8 protein-coding genes and 5 pseudogenes are annotated in these 13,683 nt (G+C 53.6%); 2 read left to right on the top strand and 11 right to left on the bottom strand.

Translation table 11 applies throughout. The features are described from left to right. Positions 1-70: 70 nt before the first annotated feature. From lysS to AACL06_RS04640, 5 genes and pseudogenes are all read right to left on the bottom strand, one after another. Complete coding sequence (gene lysS, locus AACL06_RS04660) at positions 71-1,588, bottom strand: lysine--tRNA ligase (protein WP_339038107.1); 1,518 nt, start codon at positions 1,586-1,588, stop codon at positions 71-73. Between the two features lie 9 nt (positions 1,589-1,597). Continuing rightward, positions 1,598-2,696 (bottom strand): peptide chain release factor 2 gene (gene prfB, locus AACL06_RS04655; protein ID WP_339038105.1). Its coding sequence is split into 2 segments (ribosomal slippage): positions 1,598-2,620 and positions 2,622-2,696, totalling 1,098 coding nucleotides; the frame shifts between segments, so codons are not numbered across the junction. 165 nt (positions 2,697-2,861) lie between these two features. After that, entirely contained in the window at positions 2,862-4,592 is a 1,731-nt protein-coding gene (recJ, locus tag AACL06_RS04650; protein ID WP_339038103.1) for a single-stranded-DNA-specific exonuclease RecJ, read from the bottom strand. A gap of 6 nt (positions 4,593-4,598) precedes the next feature. Continuing rightward, on the bottom strand, positions 4,599-5,315 hold the full coding sequence (dsbC, locus tag AACL06_RS04645; RefSeq protein WP_339038101.1) for a bifunctional protein-disulfide isomerase/oxidoreductase DsbC: 717 nt from the start codon (positions 5,313-5,315) through the stop codon (positions 4,599-4,601). Between the two features lie 30 nt (positions 5,316-5,345). Then, positions 5,346-6,168 (bottom strand): annotated as a pseudogene (locus AACL06_RS04640) (site-specific tyrosine recombinase XerD). Between the two features lie 309 nt (positions 6,169-6,477). Between AACL06_RS04640 and fldB the strand changes: the two are divergent. Beyond that, positions 6,478-6,996: pseudogene (fldB, locus tag AACL06_RS04635) on the top strand (flavodoxin FldB). Positions 6,997-7,142: 146 nt separating this feature from the next. Here the strand turns inward: fldB and AACL06_RS04630 are convergent. Next, positions 7,143-7,568 (bottom strand): annotated as a pseudogene (locus AACL06_RS04630) (protein YgfX). Beyond that, a complete protein-coding gene (gene sdhE, locus AACL06_RS04625; RefSeq protein WP_339038292.1) occupies positions 7,549-7,815 on the bottom strand; it encodes an FAD assembly factor SdhE in 267 nt (88 codons plus the stop codon). The pseudogene AACL06_RS04630 and the gene sdhE overlap by 20 nt, the downstream one beginning before the upstream one ends. A 331-nt stretch (positions 7,816-8,146) precedes the next feature. On the opposite strand from sdhE, the gene ygfZ reads away from it, so the two are divergent. Continuing rightward, on the top strand, positions 8,147-9,133 hold the full coding sequence (gene ygfZ, locus AACL06_RS04620; protein ID WP_339038099.1) for a tRNA-modifying protein YgfZ: 987 nt from the start codon (positions 8,147-8,149) through the stop codon (positions 9,131-9,133). A 280-nt stretch (positions 9,134-9,413) separates the two neighbouring features. Here ygfZ and trhA read toward each other — a convergent pair whose 3' ends face one another. The 4 genes and pseudogenes from trhA to ubiI all read right to left on the bottom strand — a co-directional run bounded on the left by trhA (position 9,414) and on the right by ubiI (position 13,625). Beyond that, on the bottom strand, positions 9,414-10,229 hold the full coding sequence (gene trhA / locus AACL06_RS04615) for a PAQR family membrane homeostasis protein TrhA (protein WP_339038097.1): 816 nt from the start codon (positions 10,227-10,229) through the stop codon (positions 9,414-9,416). 83 nt (positions 10,230-10,312) lie between these two features. Next, positions 10,313-10,952, bottom strand: a pseudogene (locus AACL06_RS04610) (glycine dehydrogenase (aminomethyl-transferring)); the annotation flags it as partial. Positions 10,953-10,969: 17 nt separating this feature from the next. Continuing rightward, positions 10,970-11,910: pseudogene (gene gcvT / locus AACL06_RS04605) on the bottom strand (glycine cleavage system aminomethyltransferase GcvT); the annotation flags it as partial. 497 nt (positions 11,911-12,407) lie between these two features. Then, entirely contained in the window at positions 12,408-13,625 is a 1,218-nt protein-coding gene (gene ubiI, locus AACL06_RS04600) for an FAD-dependent 2-octaprenylphenol hydroxylase (RefSeq protein ID WP_339038095.1), read from the bottom strand. Between the last annotated feature and the right edge of the window lie 58 nt (positions 13,626-13,683).

Genomic DNA, 13,683 nt, shown 5'->3' with positions numbered 1-13,683 from the left:
CAATTAGCGTGCAATGGGCAGTATGGGCAGCGAAAAAGCAGGTGCAGCGGTTAGCTTAGGCTAGGTGATGTTATTTCTGTGGGCGCATCGCCGGGAACAGAATCACGTCGCGGATGGTATGGCTGTTGGTGAACAGCATCACCATACGGTCGATGCCGATGCCCAGACCTGCGGTTGGCGGTAGGCCGTGCTCTAGCGCAGTGACATAGTCTTCGTCGTAGAACATCGCTTCGTCGTCACCAGCGTCTTTGGCGTTCACCTGATCAGCGAAACGCTGCGCCTGATCTTCCGCGTCGTTAAGTTCGGAGAAACCATTGCCAATTTCACGGCCGCCAATGAAGAACTCAAAACGGTCAGTAATTTCTGGTTTCAGGTCATTACGGCGTGCAAGAGGGGACACTTCCGCTGGGTACTCGGTGATAAAGGTCGGTTGAATCAGATGGCTTTCCGCAACTTCTTCGAAGATCTCGGTTATAACGCGGCCCCGCCCCCAGCTTTTTTCAACCTTGATACCGATAGATTCAGCGATAGTCACAGTTTTGCCCATATCGGCTAGATCGGCCAAATCAGTTTCTGGGCGGTATTTCTTGATAACCTCGGTCATGCTCAGCTTTTCAAACGGTTTGCCAAAATCGAACATTTTATCACCATACTGCACCAAGCTGGTGCCCAGCACTTTCTCGGCCAGGCTACGGAAAAGCGATTCGGTCAGTTCAATCAGGTCGTTGTAATCCGCGTAGGCCATGTAAAGTTCCATCATGGTGAACTCTGGGTTATGGCGCGGCGAGACACCCTCGTTGCGGAAGTTGCGGTTGATTTCAAACACCCGTTCGAATCCGCCGACGACCAGACGCTTCAGGTAAAGTTCTGGCGCGATACGCAGGTACATGTCAATATCCAGCGCATTGTGGTGGGTAATGAACGGGCGTGCGGAGGCACCGCCTGGGATCACTTGCATCATTGGAGTTTCGACTTCCATGAAGCCGCGTTCCACCATGAAGTTGCGCATCGATGCCATTATCTGAGAACGCACCTTGAAGGTGTTGCGTGATCCTTCGTTGGCGATCAAATCCAAATAACGCTGGCGGTAACGGGTTTCCTGGTCAGCAAGTCCGTGGAATTTGTCCGGCAATGGACGCAGGGCTTTAGTCAGCAGACGCAGTTCAACGCAATGGACCGATAGTTCGCCGGTCTTGGTTTTAAATAATTTGCCGCGTGCGCCAACGATATCGCCCAGATCCCACTTCTTGAACTTCTCGTTGTAGACGTCTGCGGCCAGTTCGTCGCGCGCAACGTACAACTGAATGCGGCCACCTACGTCCTGCAAAGTGACGAACGATGCCTTGCCTATGATACGGCGGGTCATCATGCGGCCAGCAACGGTAACTTCTACACCCAGCGCTTCCAACTCCTGGTTTTCTTTGTCGTCGTAAGCAGCGTGCAGCTTGTCAGAGGTGGTATCGCGGCGGAAATCGTTCGGGAACGCCATGCCGTTTTCACGCAGGCCAGCCAGTTTCTCACGACGGGATTGCAACTCGTTATTGAGATCCAGCGCCTGATCGACGCCCTGTGATTGTTGCTCAGACATTTCGGTTCCTTATAACCCTGCTTTCAAACTTGCTTCAATGAATTTATCCAGATCGCCATCCAGTACGGCTTGCGTGTTACGCGTTTCAACGTTGGTGCGCAAATCCTTGATACGGGAGTCATCCAGCACGTAAGAACGGATCTGGCTACCCCAGCCGATATCGGACTTGTTGTCTTCCATCGTCTGTTTATCAGCTTTTTTCTTTTGCATTTCAAACTCGTACAGTTTGGCTCGCAACTGTTTAAACGCTTGATCCTTGTTTTTGTGCTGAGAACGGTCATTTTGGCACTGCACTACGATATTGGTTGACAGGTGGGTAATACGTACTGCCGATTCGGTTTTGTTCACATGCTGACCACCTGCACCAGAGGCGCGGTAAACGTCAATACGCAGATCCGCCGGGTTGATTTCAATATCGATATCATCGTCCACTTCCGGGTAGATAAACACCGAACTGAATGAGGTATGACGGCGGCCGCCTGAGTCAAAAGGGCTTTTGCGCACCAAGCGATGCACACCGGTTTCAGTGCGCAACCAACCAAACGCGTAATCACCAATAATTTTGATGGTGGCGGATTTCAGCCCCGCAACGTCGCCATCGGACTCTTCGATTACTTCGGTCTTGAAACCCTTGGCTTCTGCCCAGCGCAGATACATGCGCAGCAGCATGCTGGCCCAGTCTTGTGCTTCGGTGCCGCCGGAACCTGCCTGAATATCCAGGTAGCAGTCCGAGCTGTCGGATTCACCGGAAAACATACGGCAGAATTCCAACCGATCGAGCTTGAACATCAGTTGATCAAGCTCGATGACTGCTTCGTTGAAGGTCTCTTCATCTTCGGCTTCCACCGCCAATTCCAGTAGACCGTTGACATCTTCGCCTCCCTGCGTCAGTTGGTCGATGGTCGCTACGATGGCTTCCAACTCCGCACGATCTTTGCCCAGTGCCTGTGCATGTTCAGGTTCGCTCCAGACATCAGGCTGTTCCAACTTGGCGTTGATTTCTTCTAGGCGTTCCTTTTTAGCGTCATAGTCAAAGATACCCCCGAAGAACGGCAGTACGCTCGGACAGATCCTGAATTCGGTTTTTTACCGGATTAATTTCAAACATGGTTTTGCGTTCTTATACGTTGATGTCGTCGATGGCTAAATGCCATTAGAGTTGCTGATTCTAACGGATCTCACCGTCAGTTTATAGCAAGTTGGTCGGTTTTTGTGGCGGTCAGAAATGATGCCAGGGTTTGCGTTGCCCAACCCCGGATCACCACCTGCAAGACTAATGCGGCCAAAGATGTTGGATCAGTAATTGCACGTTGTGGTTGCCACGAAACTCGTTGATGTCGAGCTTGTAGGCCAGTTCTACCTCGCCCACGCTGCTGTCCGGCCATAGCGTGGTGTCTACGTTGAAGGCGATACTGTTGAGCAGCGGCCCACCGCCGAGCGGTTCCACCATCAGCTTCAGGTGTTTCTCACCCACCAACCGCTGTTGCAGGATGCGGAACCTACCGTTGAAAGTCGGCTCCGGGAATGCTTGGCCCCAAGGGCCGCCATCGCGCAGCAGTTCTGCCGTGGTTAGCGATAGCTCCTGCATCGACAACTCACCGTCAGACCAGATAACTCCCTCTAGCATTGCCGGATCAAGCCATTCGCCCACCAGTTCACCAAAACGCTGGCGAAAATCGTCGAATTTGGCCTCTTCCAGTGACAGCCCAGCCGCCATTGCATGACCACCGAACGTCATCATCAAACCAGGGCTTAGCATATCCAGCCGCTCGAGCGCATCACGCATGTGCAGCCCGGCCACCGAACGGCCAGAGCCTTTCAGGATGCCATCACCTACTGGGGCAAAGGCGATCACCGGGCGGTGGAAACGCTCTTTAATGCGCGAAGCCAGAATACCCACTACCCCTTGATGCCATTCTGGGTGGTACATCGCTAATCCGTAAGGCAATTCAGTGCTGGTGCGTTCCAACTGGTCGCACAGATGCAGCGCCTCTATCTGCATGCCTTGCTCAATCTCGCGCCGCGTCTGATTCAGCGTATCGAGATCGTTAGCCAGCATGCGCGCCTGCGCGATGTCATCGCTCAATAGTAGCGCCACCCCAACCGACATATCGTCCAACCGCCCTGCTGCATTGAGCCGTGGGCCGAGTGCAAAGCCGAGATCGCTGGCCACTAACTGCCGCGCATCGCGATTGGCCACTTCGAGCAGCGCGCGAATACCTGGCCGACACTTGTCGGCACGGATACGATGCAAGCCCTGATAAACTAGAATGCGGTTGTTAGTGTCCAGCGGTACTACATCAGCTACCGTGCCAAGCGCCACCAAATCCAGCAGTTCCGCCAGATTGGGCGTTGCCAACGCGAGCTGTGCAAACCAGCCGCTGTCACGCAGCCGGGCGCGTAGTGCCAACATTAGATAGAAAGCAACCCCAACGCCGGCCAGCGATTTGGAGGGGAATTTACAGCCTCGCAAGTTGGGATTAACGATTGCTTCGGCCGCTGGCAGGGTTTCACCTGGCAGGTGATGATCAGTTACCAGCACTTGAATGCCGTTGGCATGCGCCACGTCAACGCCAGCGTGAGAAGAAACGCCGTTATCGACGGTCACGATCAGCTCAGCACCGCGCGCTGCCGCCTGTTCCACCACTTCGGGGCTTAGGCCGTAGCCGTCTTCGAAGCGGTTCGGTACCAGATAATCAACGCTACCCCCCATGCTACGAAGCGCCAATACCGTCAGTGCGGTGCTAGTGGCACCGTCTACATCAAAATCACCCACTACCATGATACTACGGCGATCAACCAATGCCTGTTCCAGGATGCCAACGGCGGTGTCGATGCCACTCAACTGCTGCCAAGGCAGCATGCCCTTGACGCTACGCTCCAGTTCTTGCTCATCCTTAACGCCACGCAACGCGTACAAACGACGTAGCAACGGGGGCAGGCTGGCAGGCAGATGGCTTTCATCCGCCGCCACTCGGCGGCGTAGTTGCATTTTGATACTCACCCGCGATTAACCACCCACCTTGGTCGCAACCTGATGCGCCCCCAGCATGGCGGCCATCTCTTTGGGGCCCTGGTAGCCTGGGATCATCATGCCGTTTTCCAAAATGATCGCCGGGGTGCCTTGAATGCCGAACTGCGCACCGAGCGCATAGTGTTTGCTGATGTCGGTTTTGCAGGTTGCCGGAGATACTGCATCGCCCTTCATAGCGGCGTCAAAAGCCTTAGCTTTGTCGGCACTGCACCAGATCGACTGCATGTCTTTCTCGACCAGGGAGCCCCTTCCCTGACGCGGGAAGGCCAGATAGCGGACGGTGATGCCCAAATCATTATACTCATGCATCTGCTGATGCAGTTTGTGGCAATAACCGCAAGTGCTGTCGGTAAAAACGGTTATCACATGTTTTTCCTTTGGTGCCTTATAGACGATCATCTGATCTCGCAGCGTCTCTAGTTGAGTTACCAGCAATTGATTGGTGACGTTCACTGGCACCTTGCTGCTGATGTCGTACAGCGGGCCATGCAGAATATGTTTACCATCTGCAGACACGTACAACACACCGCTGTCGGTCAACACGGTTTTCAAACCCTTGACCGATGAGGGCCGCAGATTAGCTTGTTTAATGCCCAGGCTATCGAGCGCTTTTTTGATTGCCGCATCATCGGCGTGTGCAGCACTGGTCACCGCAGCCACCAGCAGAGATAGCAGCATTAAACCTTTTTTCATTTTTTCAATCCTTCAGGCGCGTGGGTGATGTTATTGATGTAGCTGTTTCAATCGTTCAGTCGCTACATGAGTATAAATTTGCGTGGTAGAGAGATCGCTGTGTCCCAATAACATCTATACTACACGGAGATTAGCCCCATGGTTCAACAGGTGGGTGGCGAATGCGTGCCGTAACATATGCGGGGACAATCGCTCGCTGTCGATACCGGCAAGGATCGCATAGTGTTTGATACGATGCCAGAATGTCTGTCGGGTCATTTGCTGGCAGCGTTGGTTTTGAAACAACACATCCAGCGCCTGGCTGTTAACCAGCCACGGGCGACCATGTTCCAGATAGTTCTCGATCCAATATACAGCTTCTTCGCCCAGTGGCACCAGCAGCTCTTTGTTGCCTTTGCCGATCACCCGTACCACGCCCTGCTGCAGGCTGACATCGCTGATGGTCAGGCCAACCAGTTCTGAAACCCGCAGACCGGTAGCAGACAATACTTCAAGCATCGCTTTATCGCGTAATTCGAGCGGCTGATCAACGCAAGGGGCTTTCAGCAGGGCGTCGATCTGCGTCTCGCTCAGATCCTTTGGCAGCCGCTGCAGCAACTTCGGCGAGGCTAGCAGCGTTGTCGGGTCATCCGCACGCAGCTTCTCTCGATAAAGATACTGGAACGGGCGGCGCATGGCGCTAAGCAAGTGCGCGGAACTGGTAGCTTTGTAGCCGCTATCAACTCGCTCGGCAAGAAACGCCTGTAGATCCAGCGCCTGCGCTTGCAACAGTGTGATATTCTGATGGTTAAGCTAGGCAACTAGCCAGCGCCTACAAATCCAGCCGGTAAGAGACTAGCGTGTTTTCCGCCAGATTGCGCTCAAGCTACAGCGCATCCAGGAATTTCTCAATCTGCCTGCGGCATTGTCTTGCTGTTGCACGCGATCCTCTCTTATTCTGCGCTTTCGCCTTTTGTCTTCAAGCCGCCGCGTTTTGGCTGCGGGTGAGTTTTCGGGGCCATTGCAAGCAGCGCTCAAATCTGCTCGCGGGAAGAATTTACCCCCTTGCCGCCAGTTGCAACTTGAAGTCCATGGAGCCTGTTCTTTGGGCATTATGCCTTAAGCTGCGGCAAATCAGGTATACTAGGTGCAATTCTACCAACGGTAATATGACAGTTAAAACATGAAGATGGGTCTGTTTTACAGCTCAAGCACCTGCTATACTGAGATGGCGGCAGAAAAAATCCGCGAGATTCTAGATGAAGACCTGGTCGATCTGCATAACTTGAAAGACGTCTACCCCAAGCTGATGGAAGAATACTCGATCTTGATCCTCGGTATCCCAACCTGGGATTTCGGCGAACTGTAAGAAGACTGGCAGGCGATCTGGCCGCAACTGACAACGCTTGAACTAAAAGGCAAAATCGTCGCCATGTATGGCCCGGGCAATCAGTTGGGTTACGGCGAATGGTTCCTGGACGCGCTGGGCATGTTAAACGATCAGATAGCCCCGCTAGGCGCACAGTTCATCGGCTTCTGGCCAACCGATGGCTTCGAGTTCACCAGACCCAAAGCACTGAGCGCCGATGGTAAGCACCTTGTCGGCTTGGCGCTTGATGAGGTCAATCAGTTCGACATCAGTGAAGACCGTCTGCAACAGTGGTATGAACAGATCTTGCTGGAGATGGAGCCACTGCTGTAACCGTACCGAGCGCGCAAGCTTTGCCAGAAGCGCCGCTCCTAGCACCAACGTATGACCTTCCGGTTACAGCAGCGGAGCGTGCCAGGAGGAAACAGCGTCCCTCCGATTTTTGACTGATCCCCTACCTACCAGCCAGAGCATCAGTTTCATCGGGTTTCTTCATCATCGCTCACTGGTGGATACAGCAGACGTTGGCGCAGATAGCGCCATTCTTCCCTCTCCATGTTGTCCAAAACCAGCCACAGCCGCTGGTACTTGTTACCCCCCATGGGGTGCAGTGTCAGCAATATACCGTGATCCGGCATCCAAGGTTTTTCACCAGTCGCCACTCGTAGCCATTCCAGCTGATGCGCCAGTCCGCCAGCAGGCGCAACTCGCCCTGCACTGCGGCGAGGCGTTTCTGGCTGCGGATACCTTGCAACACCACCAGTATCAGCAGCACCAGCGAGATCGGCCCGTAGCCTGCTGGCCAAGGCGAAATCAGGATCAGCAAGTACCAGGACGCCATACGTCAGCAACGAGAATAATTGGGTACGCCTGGAAATGCGGACATCACATCGCCACTCGGCCACGGGCTTTATTTCGCGACTGGATCAGGGCCACCATTCTTTGCAGTTGGCTGTCCTCAGGTGCGCCATGGTTCATCAGCCAGTTAAACAGATCGGGATCATCGCACTCTAGCAGGCGGATAAACAGTGCCTTGTCAGTATCATTTAGTTGGTCATACTCATATTCGAAAAATGGCATGATGGAGATGTCCAGCTCACGCATGCCACGGCGGCAGGCCCAATGAATGCGCGCTTTGTTGTTAATATCCATATTGTTATGACTCACCTCTTTTCTTCGTGGCGCTACCATCGCGATATAAAACGAGCGACAAAGGATGCCCCTTGATCGTAAGCTTTAAAATAACAATTTGATATCACCATCGTGAAGGACGTTCTCAGCGGAAAATGTTCTAAGGCGCTCAATATCCTAAAAAGCGCTGCTGGAGATGCAAACGCGAATAACAGTTTGCAAAGCTCGCCACCTCTTTTACCATGGTGAAACACACCTGAGAACCATCCCAATAGAACAGGCGCAATTGTTGTGGGCAATTTAGTAGCCTATTGGGATAGGTTCTATGCTAAACGCTGAGCAGGAACTTACTATGATCTATAACATTTCTTTCCCACCTCGTCAGCCTGTCGCCTCCTCGCATCTGCCCCTGACGCTAATCTCGTTGGAAGATTGGGCGTTAGTGACGCTAGAGGGGCCGGATACTGTGAAATATCTTCAGGGCCAGGTGACGGCAGACATTGATGCACTGGCGGCTGACCAGCATGTGCCGTGCGGCCACTGCGATACTAAGGGGAAAATGTGGAGCACCCTGCGCCTTTTCCATCGCGGGGAGGGCTTTGCCTATCTGGAGCGCCGTAGCGTGCTGGCCAATCAACTGGCGGAAATCAAGAAGTACGCGGTGTTCTCCAAGGTCACCATCGCCGCCGACAATGATGCGGTACTGCTGGGCGTGGCCGGTTTCCAGGCGCGCGCGGCACTGGCAATTACCTTCGCTATCTTGCCGGATGCCAAGCATCAGGTGGTGCAAGAAGGTGATACCACCCTGTTACAGTTCACCGAACCGGCTGAGCGTTTCTTGCTGGTGACTACCACCGCCGTTGCCGAGCAGCTAGTGACTAAACTTCATGATCAGGCGGAGTTGAACGACAGCCGCCAATGGCTAGCGCTAGATATCGAAGCCGGTTACCCGATTATCGACAACGCTAATAGTGCACAGTTGATCCCCCAGGCCACCAACCTGCAAGCGTTACAGGGCATCAGCTTCAGCAAAGGTTGCTATACCGGTCAGGAGATGGTGGCACGCGCCAAGTTTCGCGGTGCTAACAAACGCGCACTGTACTGGCTAGAAGGTATGGCTGGGCGCACACCGCAGGCGGCAGAGGATCTGGAACTGCAATTGGGTGAGAACTGGCGGCGTACCGGCACTGTGCTGGCAGCCAGCACACTTGCCGATGGCAAGCTGTGGGTACAAGTGGTGATGAATAACGATCTAGACGCCAACAGTAAGCTGCGAGTGCGTGCTGACGCCAACAGCCAGCTGGCGATCAAGCCGCTGCCCTATAAGCTGGAGTCCTAGACGTTAGCATGCTTAACCCAGGCATGGGCCAGCGATCCAATACTGCGTAACAGTCTGTGATTAACCGATAGCTGGCGTAGTGCAACCGTAACATCACGCTTGCTGGATGAGTAATTGCGGCACTTAGAAATCTATCCCGCTAGGCGATTTGATTTTTCATTTTACACCTGGGCACCGAATGTACTCCCTGTACGCGTCGATTGTTGCACGCTGTCCGTATGCAAACTGGCTGCAATAAGGTATGAGTTCAACACGATATGTGGTGGTCGTAAAACGGGGATCAAACGTACAGGTAAATAGCCATAAAGTGGCAAACACTGCCACAGAGAACAAAGCCGTGCCAGATTGCGCGGCCGAAACGGATGCGCTTAGAGGCGTAGAAAATCACCCCCCGGGTGTAGACCGCCCCAAAAACCGCCAACAAAGTCACACCGCCGAGCGCCAGATGTATCGCCAGTTGATAAATCACGATCAGCGATAGCCAGCCCATGGCCAGGTCAGTTACCAACGATAGCACTTCAAGCGATGGGCAAAGACCAGTTTGCACAATACGCCCAGCAAAGCTAGCCCCCAGATTACCACCATCAGCCCATTGGCCAGCGGCGAGTTCAAACCTATCCAGCAAAAATGGCGTGTAAGTCCCGGCAATCAAAAGATAAATCGCGCAGTGGTGAAACTTTTTCAGCCAGTGCTTCACTTTTTGATGAGGAATAGCATGGTAGAGCGTGGAGGAGAGAAACAACAGGATCATGCTGCCGCCATACAGGCTGTAGCTGGTGATGGCCGTTACGTCTTCACCAGTGTCCACCGCCTGCACCAGCAGCAGTACCAGGCCAACAATGCCGAACACCAGCCCAATGCCGTGGCTGATGCTGTTTGTAATCTCCTCAGCCCAAGGATAAGGTACGGCGGAGATTTTCTGGTCGCCAATTTTTTCTATGCCCTTTTTTCCCATATAGCAAAATCCTTTCAAACCTATATTGCTCAAGATTTCCGCATCGCGGCTTAAGTTAAGAATAATTCCAGTGTACACGTGTAGGCTAAAATAAAAATGTGAATGTGGGTAAGCCGCACAAAAAGGCACCGCATGATGCAATGCCCTCCGAATACAAATTTCGCCGAAACTGTTATCAGGCTATGCAGGTAAGGCGCTGCTGGCAGTCAATGACCAGGCACAGCCTAGTATTCGCACACTGACAAACAGGAACAGAACAGGTTGCGATCGCCGTACACGTCATCCAGACGCTTGACGCTTGGCCAGTACTTGTTTTCGCGTACGCTAACGGTTGGGAAGACCACCAGCTCACGGCTGTAAGCATGCTGCCAGTCGCCGACCAGTTCCGCCTGAACGTGTGGCGCATTCACCAGCGGGTTATCTCCCAGCGGCCATTCACCTTGCGCAACGCGGTCGATCTCGCTGCGGATAGCCAGCATGGCATTGATAAAGCGATCCAGCTCCACCTTGCTTTCCGATTCGGTCGGCTCAACCATCAATATGCCAGCAACCGGTAACGACATCGTCGGTGCATGGAAACCTTAGTCGATCAGACGTTTAGCGATATCCATTTCACTGATGCCGGTCTCTTCTTAAAGTGGACGTATGTCGAGTATGCATTCGTGCGCCACGCGATGATCGCGGCCGGTATACAGCACCGGATAGGCGTCTTTCAGGCGGGTAACGTTATAAGTTAGCGTTGAGGATCACCACCTGGCTGGCCTGTTTCAAGCCCTCCGCCCCCATCATGCGGATGTACATCCAACTGATTGGCAAGATCGATGCACTGCCAAACGGCGCTGCGGATACTGCACCCCGCTGGGTGGTCACGCCATCGATCTAGTCGAAGAGAACAAACCGCTGGTGATCGCCCCTTGGCGTGTCTGCCCCACTTCGTCGGTGAAACGCACTGGCAGCCCATGGCGTAATACGCCTTTTTCCGTCATGATCAAGCCGACCAATTATTCGCTGCCCAGCTCACGCTGCTGTTCCAGGGAAGCGCGGCCGGTGAACTGACGATCTTCCGGTAGCCAAGTAATGGTCCAACACATGTTGGCGGCCAACGGTAAAACGCCCTTCGTCCATGTCCTGACCATACAGGTTCATGCCCGCTTCCAGACGCAAGGTGTCACGTGCTCCCAACCTTGCTGGCTTGCCGCCAGCGGCCAGTAGCTGCTGACAGAAGGCTGCCGCCTGCTCTTTAGGCATGGCGGATCTCATAACCAGCTTCGCCGGTGTAGCCGGTAGTGGCGATAACCAGATCACCGGTCTGTACGCCGAAGAACGGCTTCATGCCTTCCACCGCGCTTTTTTGCTCCGGGGTAAATAGGGTGGCAGCGCGCTCTTGAGCCTGTGGACTTTGCACCGCGATCGACGCCAGATCGTCAAGCACCGTCAGCGATACTCTATCACGGCACGGCATGCGCTTCGATCTAGGACAGGTCTTTTTCGCGCGTGGCGGAGTTCACTACCAGGCGAAAATAATCTTCAGCGAGGAAATAGACGATCAGATCGTCGATCACACCACCGGAGTCATTCAGTATGCCGGTATACAACGCTTTACCGGGTTGAGTAAGCTTGGCGATATCGTTCGCCAGCAGGTAACGCAGGAACTCACGGGTATAGGCTCCGTGCAGATCCACCGTAGTCATATAGGAGACATCTAACATGCCAGCATCCCAATTTGGGAGCCATAATGCAATGGCATCATCTAACCATGAAAATCCACCATGCGCGCTCCACACGTCATATGCTGGTCGTACAATGGGGTTTGCTTTGTCATCTTTTCCCTTTTTCCATTTGATCGCTAGAAGATAGGGGGCAGCCACGCAATACGCCACTGTTGCCATGGCGCACTGACTGCTCAGCAGAAACGCTGCGCTGGTACAACCCAAAATTGCGGCCAACCCTGATAACGCAAACGTTACCTGTCCTCGAACTTACGACTGATCGGCCCCATTAACTATCAGTTAGAATAGGCTCGACAATGTTCAGGTACAGAAAAATGCTGGGCTAGTGTGTAGAGTTTTTCACTAAAAAAATGCGCTTAAAGGCACAAAATCAACAATCAGCAGGAAAAAATACGGAGTTATATAATATACCGGTGACCACACGCAGAGTTCCGCCTTTTGATAACCGACCTGCGGATTAGAAAAAATTAAGAACCTATCCCGTTAGCCCATTTTGAACCTGGGCAATGCTCACCATCCTCACAGACTCTCTGTACGCTCAGCTTGTTCCAAGCTGTCCTTTATCCAAACTGGCTGCAACAATCTACGCCTACTGGAATTGGTTCTTGGCCAGCCATTCTGGCAAATCATTCAGACCCATCGCCTGACGCCCCAGTTTCTGTTTGACACCCGGCAGGCTATCCGCCAGCCGTAGGCCAATGCCACGCAACAACTTTTTTGCCGAATGATTGCCGTCGAACAACTCATGGAAACCTTGCATACTGGCTAACATCACCGCCGCACAGTGCTTGCGGCGGCGTTCATAGCGGCGCAGATACAGATGCTGGCCGATGTCCTTCCCTTGGTGCTGTAAGCGCCGCAGTTCGCAGATTAATTCTGCAGCATCCATAAAGCCCAGATTCACCCCCTGCCCAGCCAACGGATGCACCGTGTGCGCCGCATCGCCAACCAGCGCCAAGCGATGCGCGGCGAAACTGCGCGCATAGCGTCCCGTCAACGGGAAGGTCAGGCGCTCACTCTCCAAGCGGCAATTGCCCATCTGCATGTCGAAGGCCATTGCTAATTGGCGATTAAATTGCTCCGGTGATAATTGCTTGAGTCGTTCTGCATTGAGCGGCGTCACTGACCAGACGATCGAACTCAAATACGGATCGCTGAACGGCAGGAATGCCAGAATGCCATCGCCATGGAATATCTGCCGCGCCGTGGCCAGATGTGGCACTTCGCTGCGGATGGTGGCTACTAACGCATGGTGACGATAATCCCAAAAGGTCAGCGGGATGTCGGCGTGCTGACGCAGCCATGAATGGGCACCATCGGCAGCGATCACCAACCGGGCGCTCAACATACGGCCGTCTTCCAGCATGATAAAAGCGTCGTTTTCGCCCCGATCCACCTGCTTGAGCGCGGCTGGGGTGATCAGGGTGATATTAGAAAAGCTTTCGGCACGTTTCCAAAATACCTGTTGGATCACCGAGTTTTCGATAATATGGCCGAGATGGCTGAAGCCACACTCATCACCGCGAAAGGTGATTTTGCCGAAGCTATCACCATCCCAAACCTCCATCGCGTGGTAAGTGCTGGCGCGCAGTTGGAGGATGTCCTGCCAGACACCGATATGTTGCAGAAAACACTCACTGGCAGCGTTGATGGCTGAGACGCGTAACGCAGGCAATTCCTGCGGCGGTGTCATATCCGGCTGCCGCTTTTCCAGCACCGCAATGCGTAGACCACTGCCCTTTAGGCCACAGGCCAGCGCCAGCCCTACCATACCACCACCGGCAATAACCAAGTCAAATGATTGCATGCTACTTTCCTTAAATAGCGTAAAATAGCGCACCACACAGGGCTGCGCGCTCGCGCTG

It is taken from the genome of Serratia symbiotica (Periphyllus acericola) (genome assembly GCF_964019515.1).
Lineage (GTDB): Bacteria > Pseudomonadota > Gammaproteobacteria > Enterobacterales > Enterobacteriaceae > Serratia > Serratia symbiotica_D.
Note: the sequence above shows the minus strand (reverse complement) of the source record. Positions and strands in the feature narration are given on the sequence as shown.

Coding starts and splice junctions, on each gene's coding strand:
- ygfZ (WP_339038099.1), top strand. CDS start 8,147: ATGATCTATAACATTTCTTTCCCACCTCGTCAGCCTGTCGCCTCCTCG.
- lysS (WP_339038107.1), bottom strand. CDS start 1,588: ATGTCTGAGCAACAATCACAGGGCGTCGATCAGGCGCTGGATCTCAAT.
- ubiI (WP_339038095.1), bottom strand. CDS start 13,625: ATGCAATCATTTGACTTGGTTATTGCCGGTGGTGGTATGGTAGGGCTG.
- dsbC (WP_339038101.1), bottom strand. CDS start 5,315: ATGAAAAAAGGTTTAATGCTGCTATCTCTGCTGGTGGCTGCGGTGACC.
- sdhE (WP_339038292.1), bottom strand. CDS start 7,815: ATGGATATTAACAACAAAGCGCGCATTCATTGGGCCTGCCGCCGTGGC.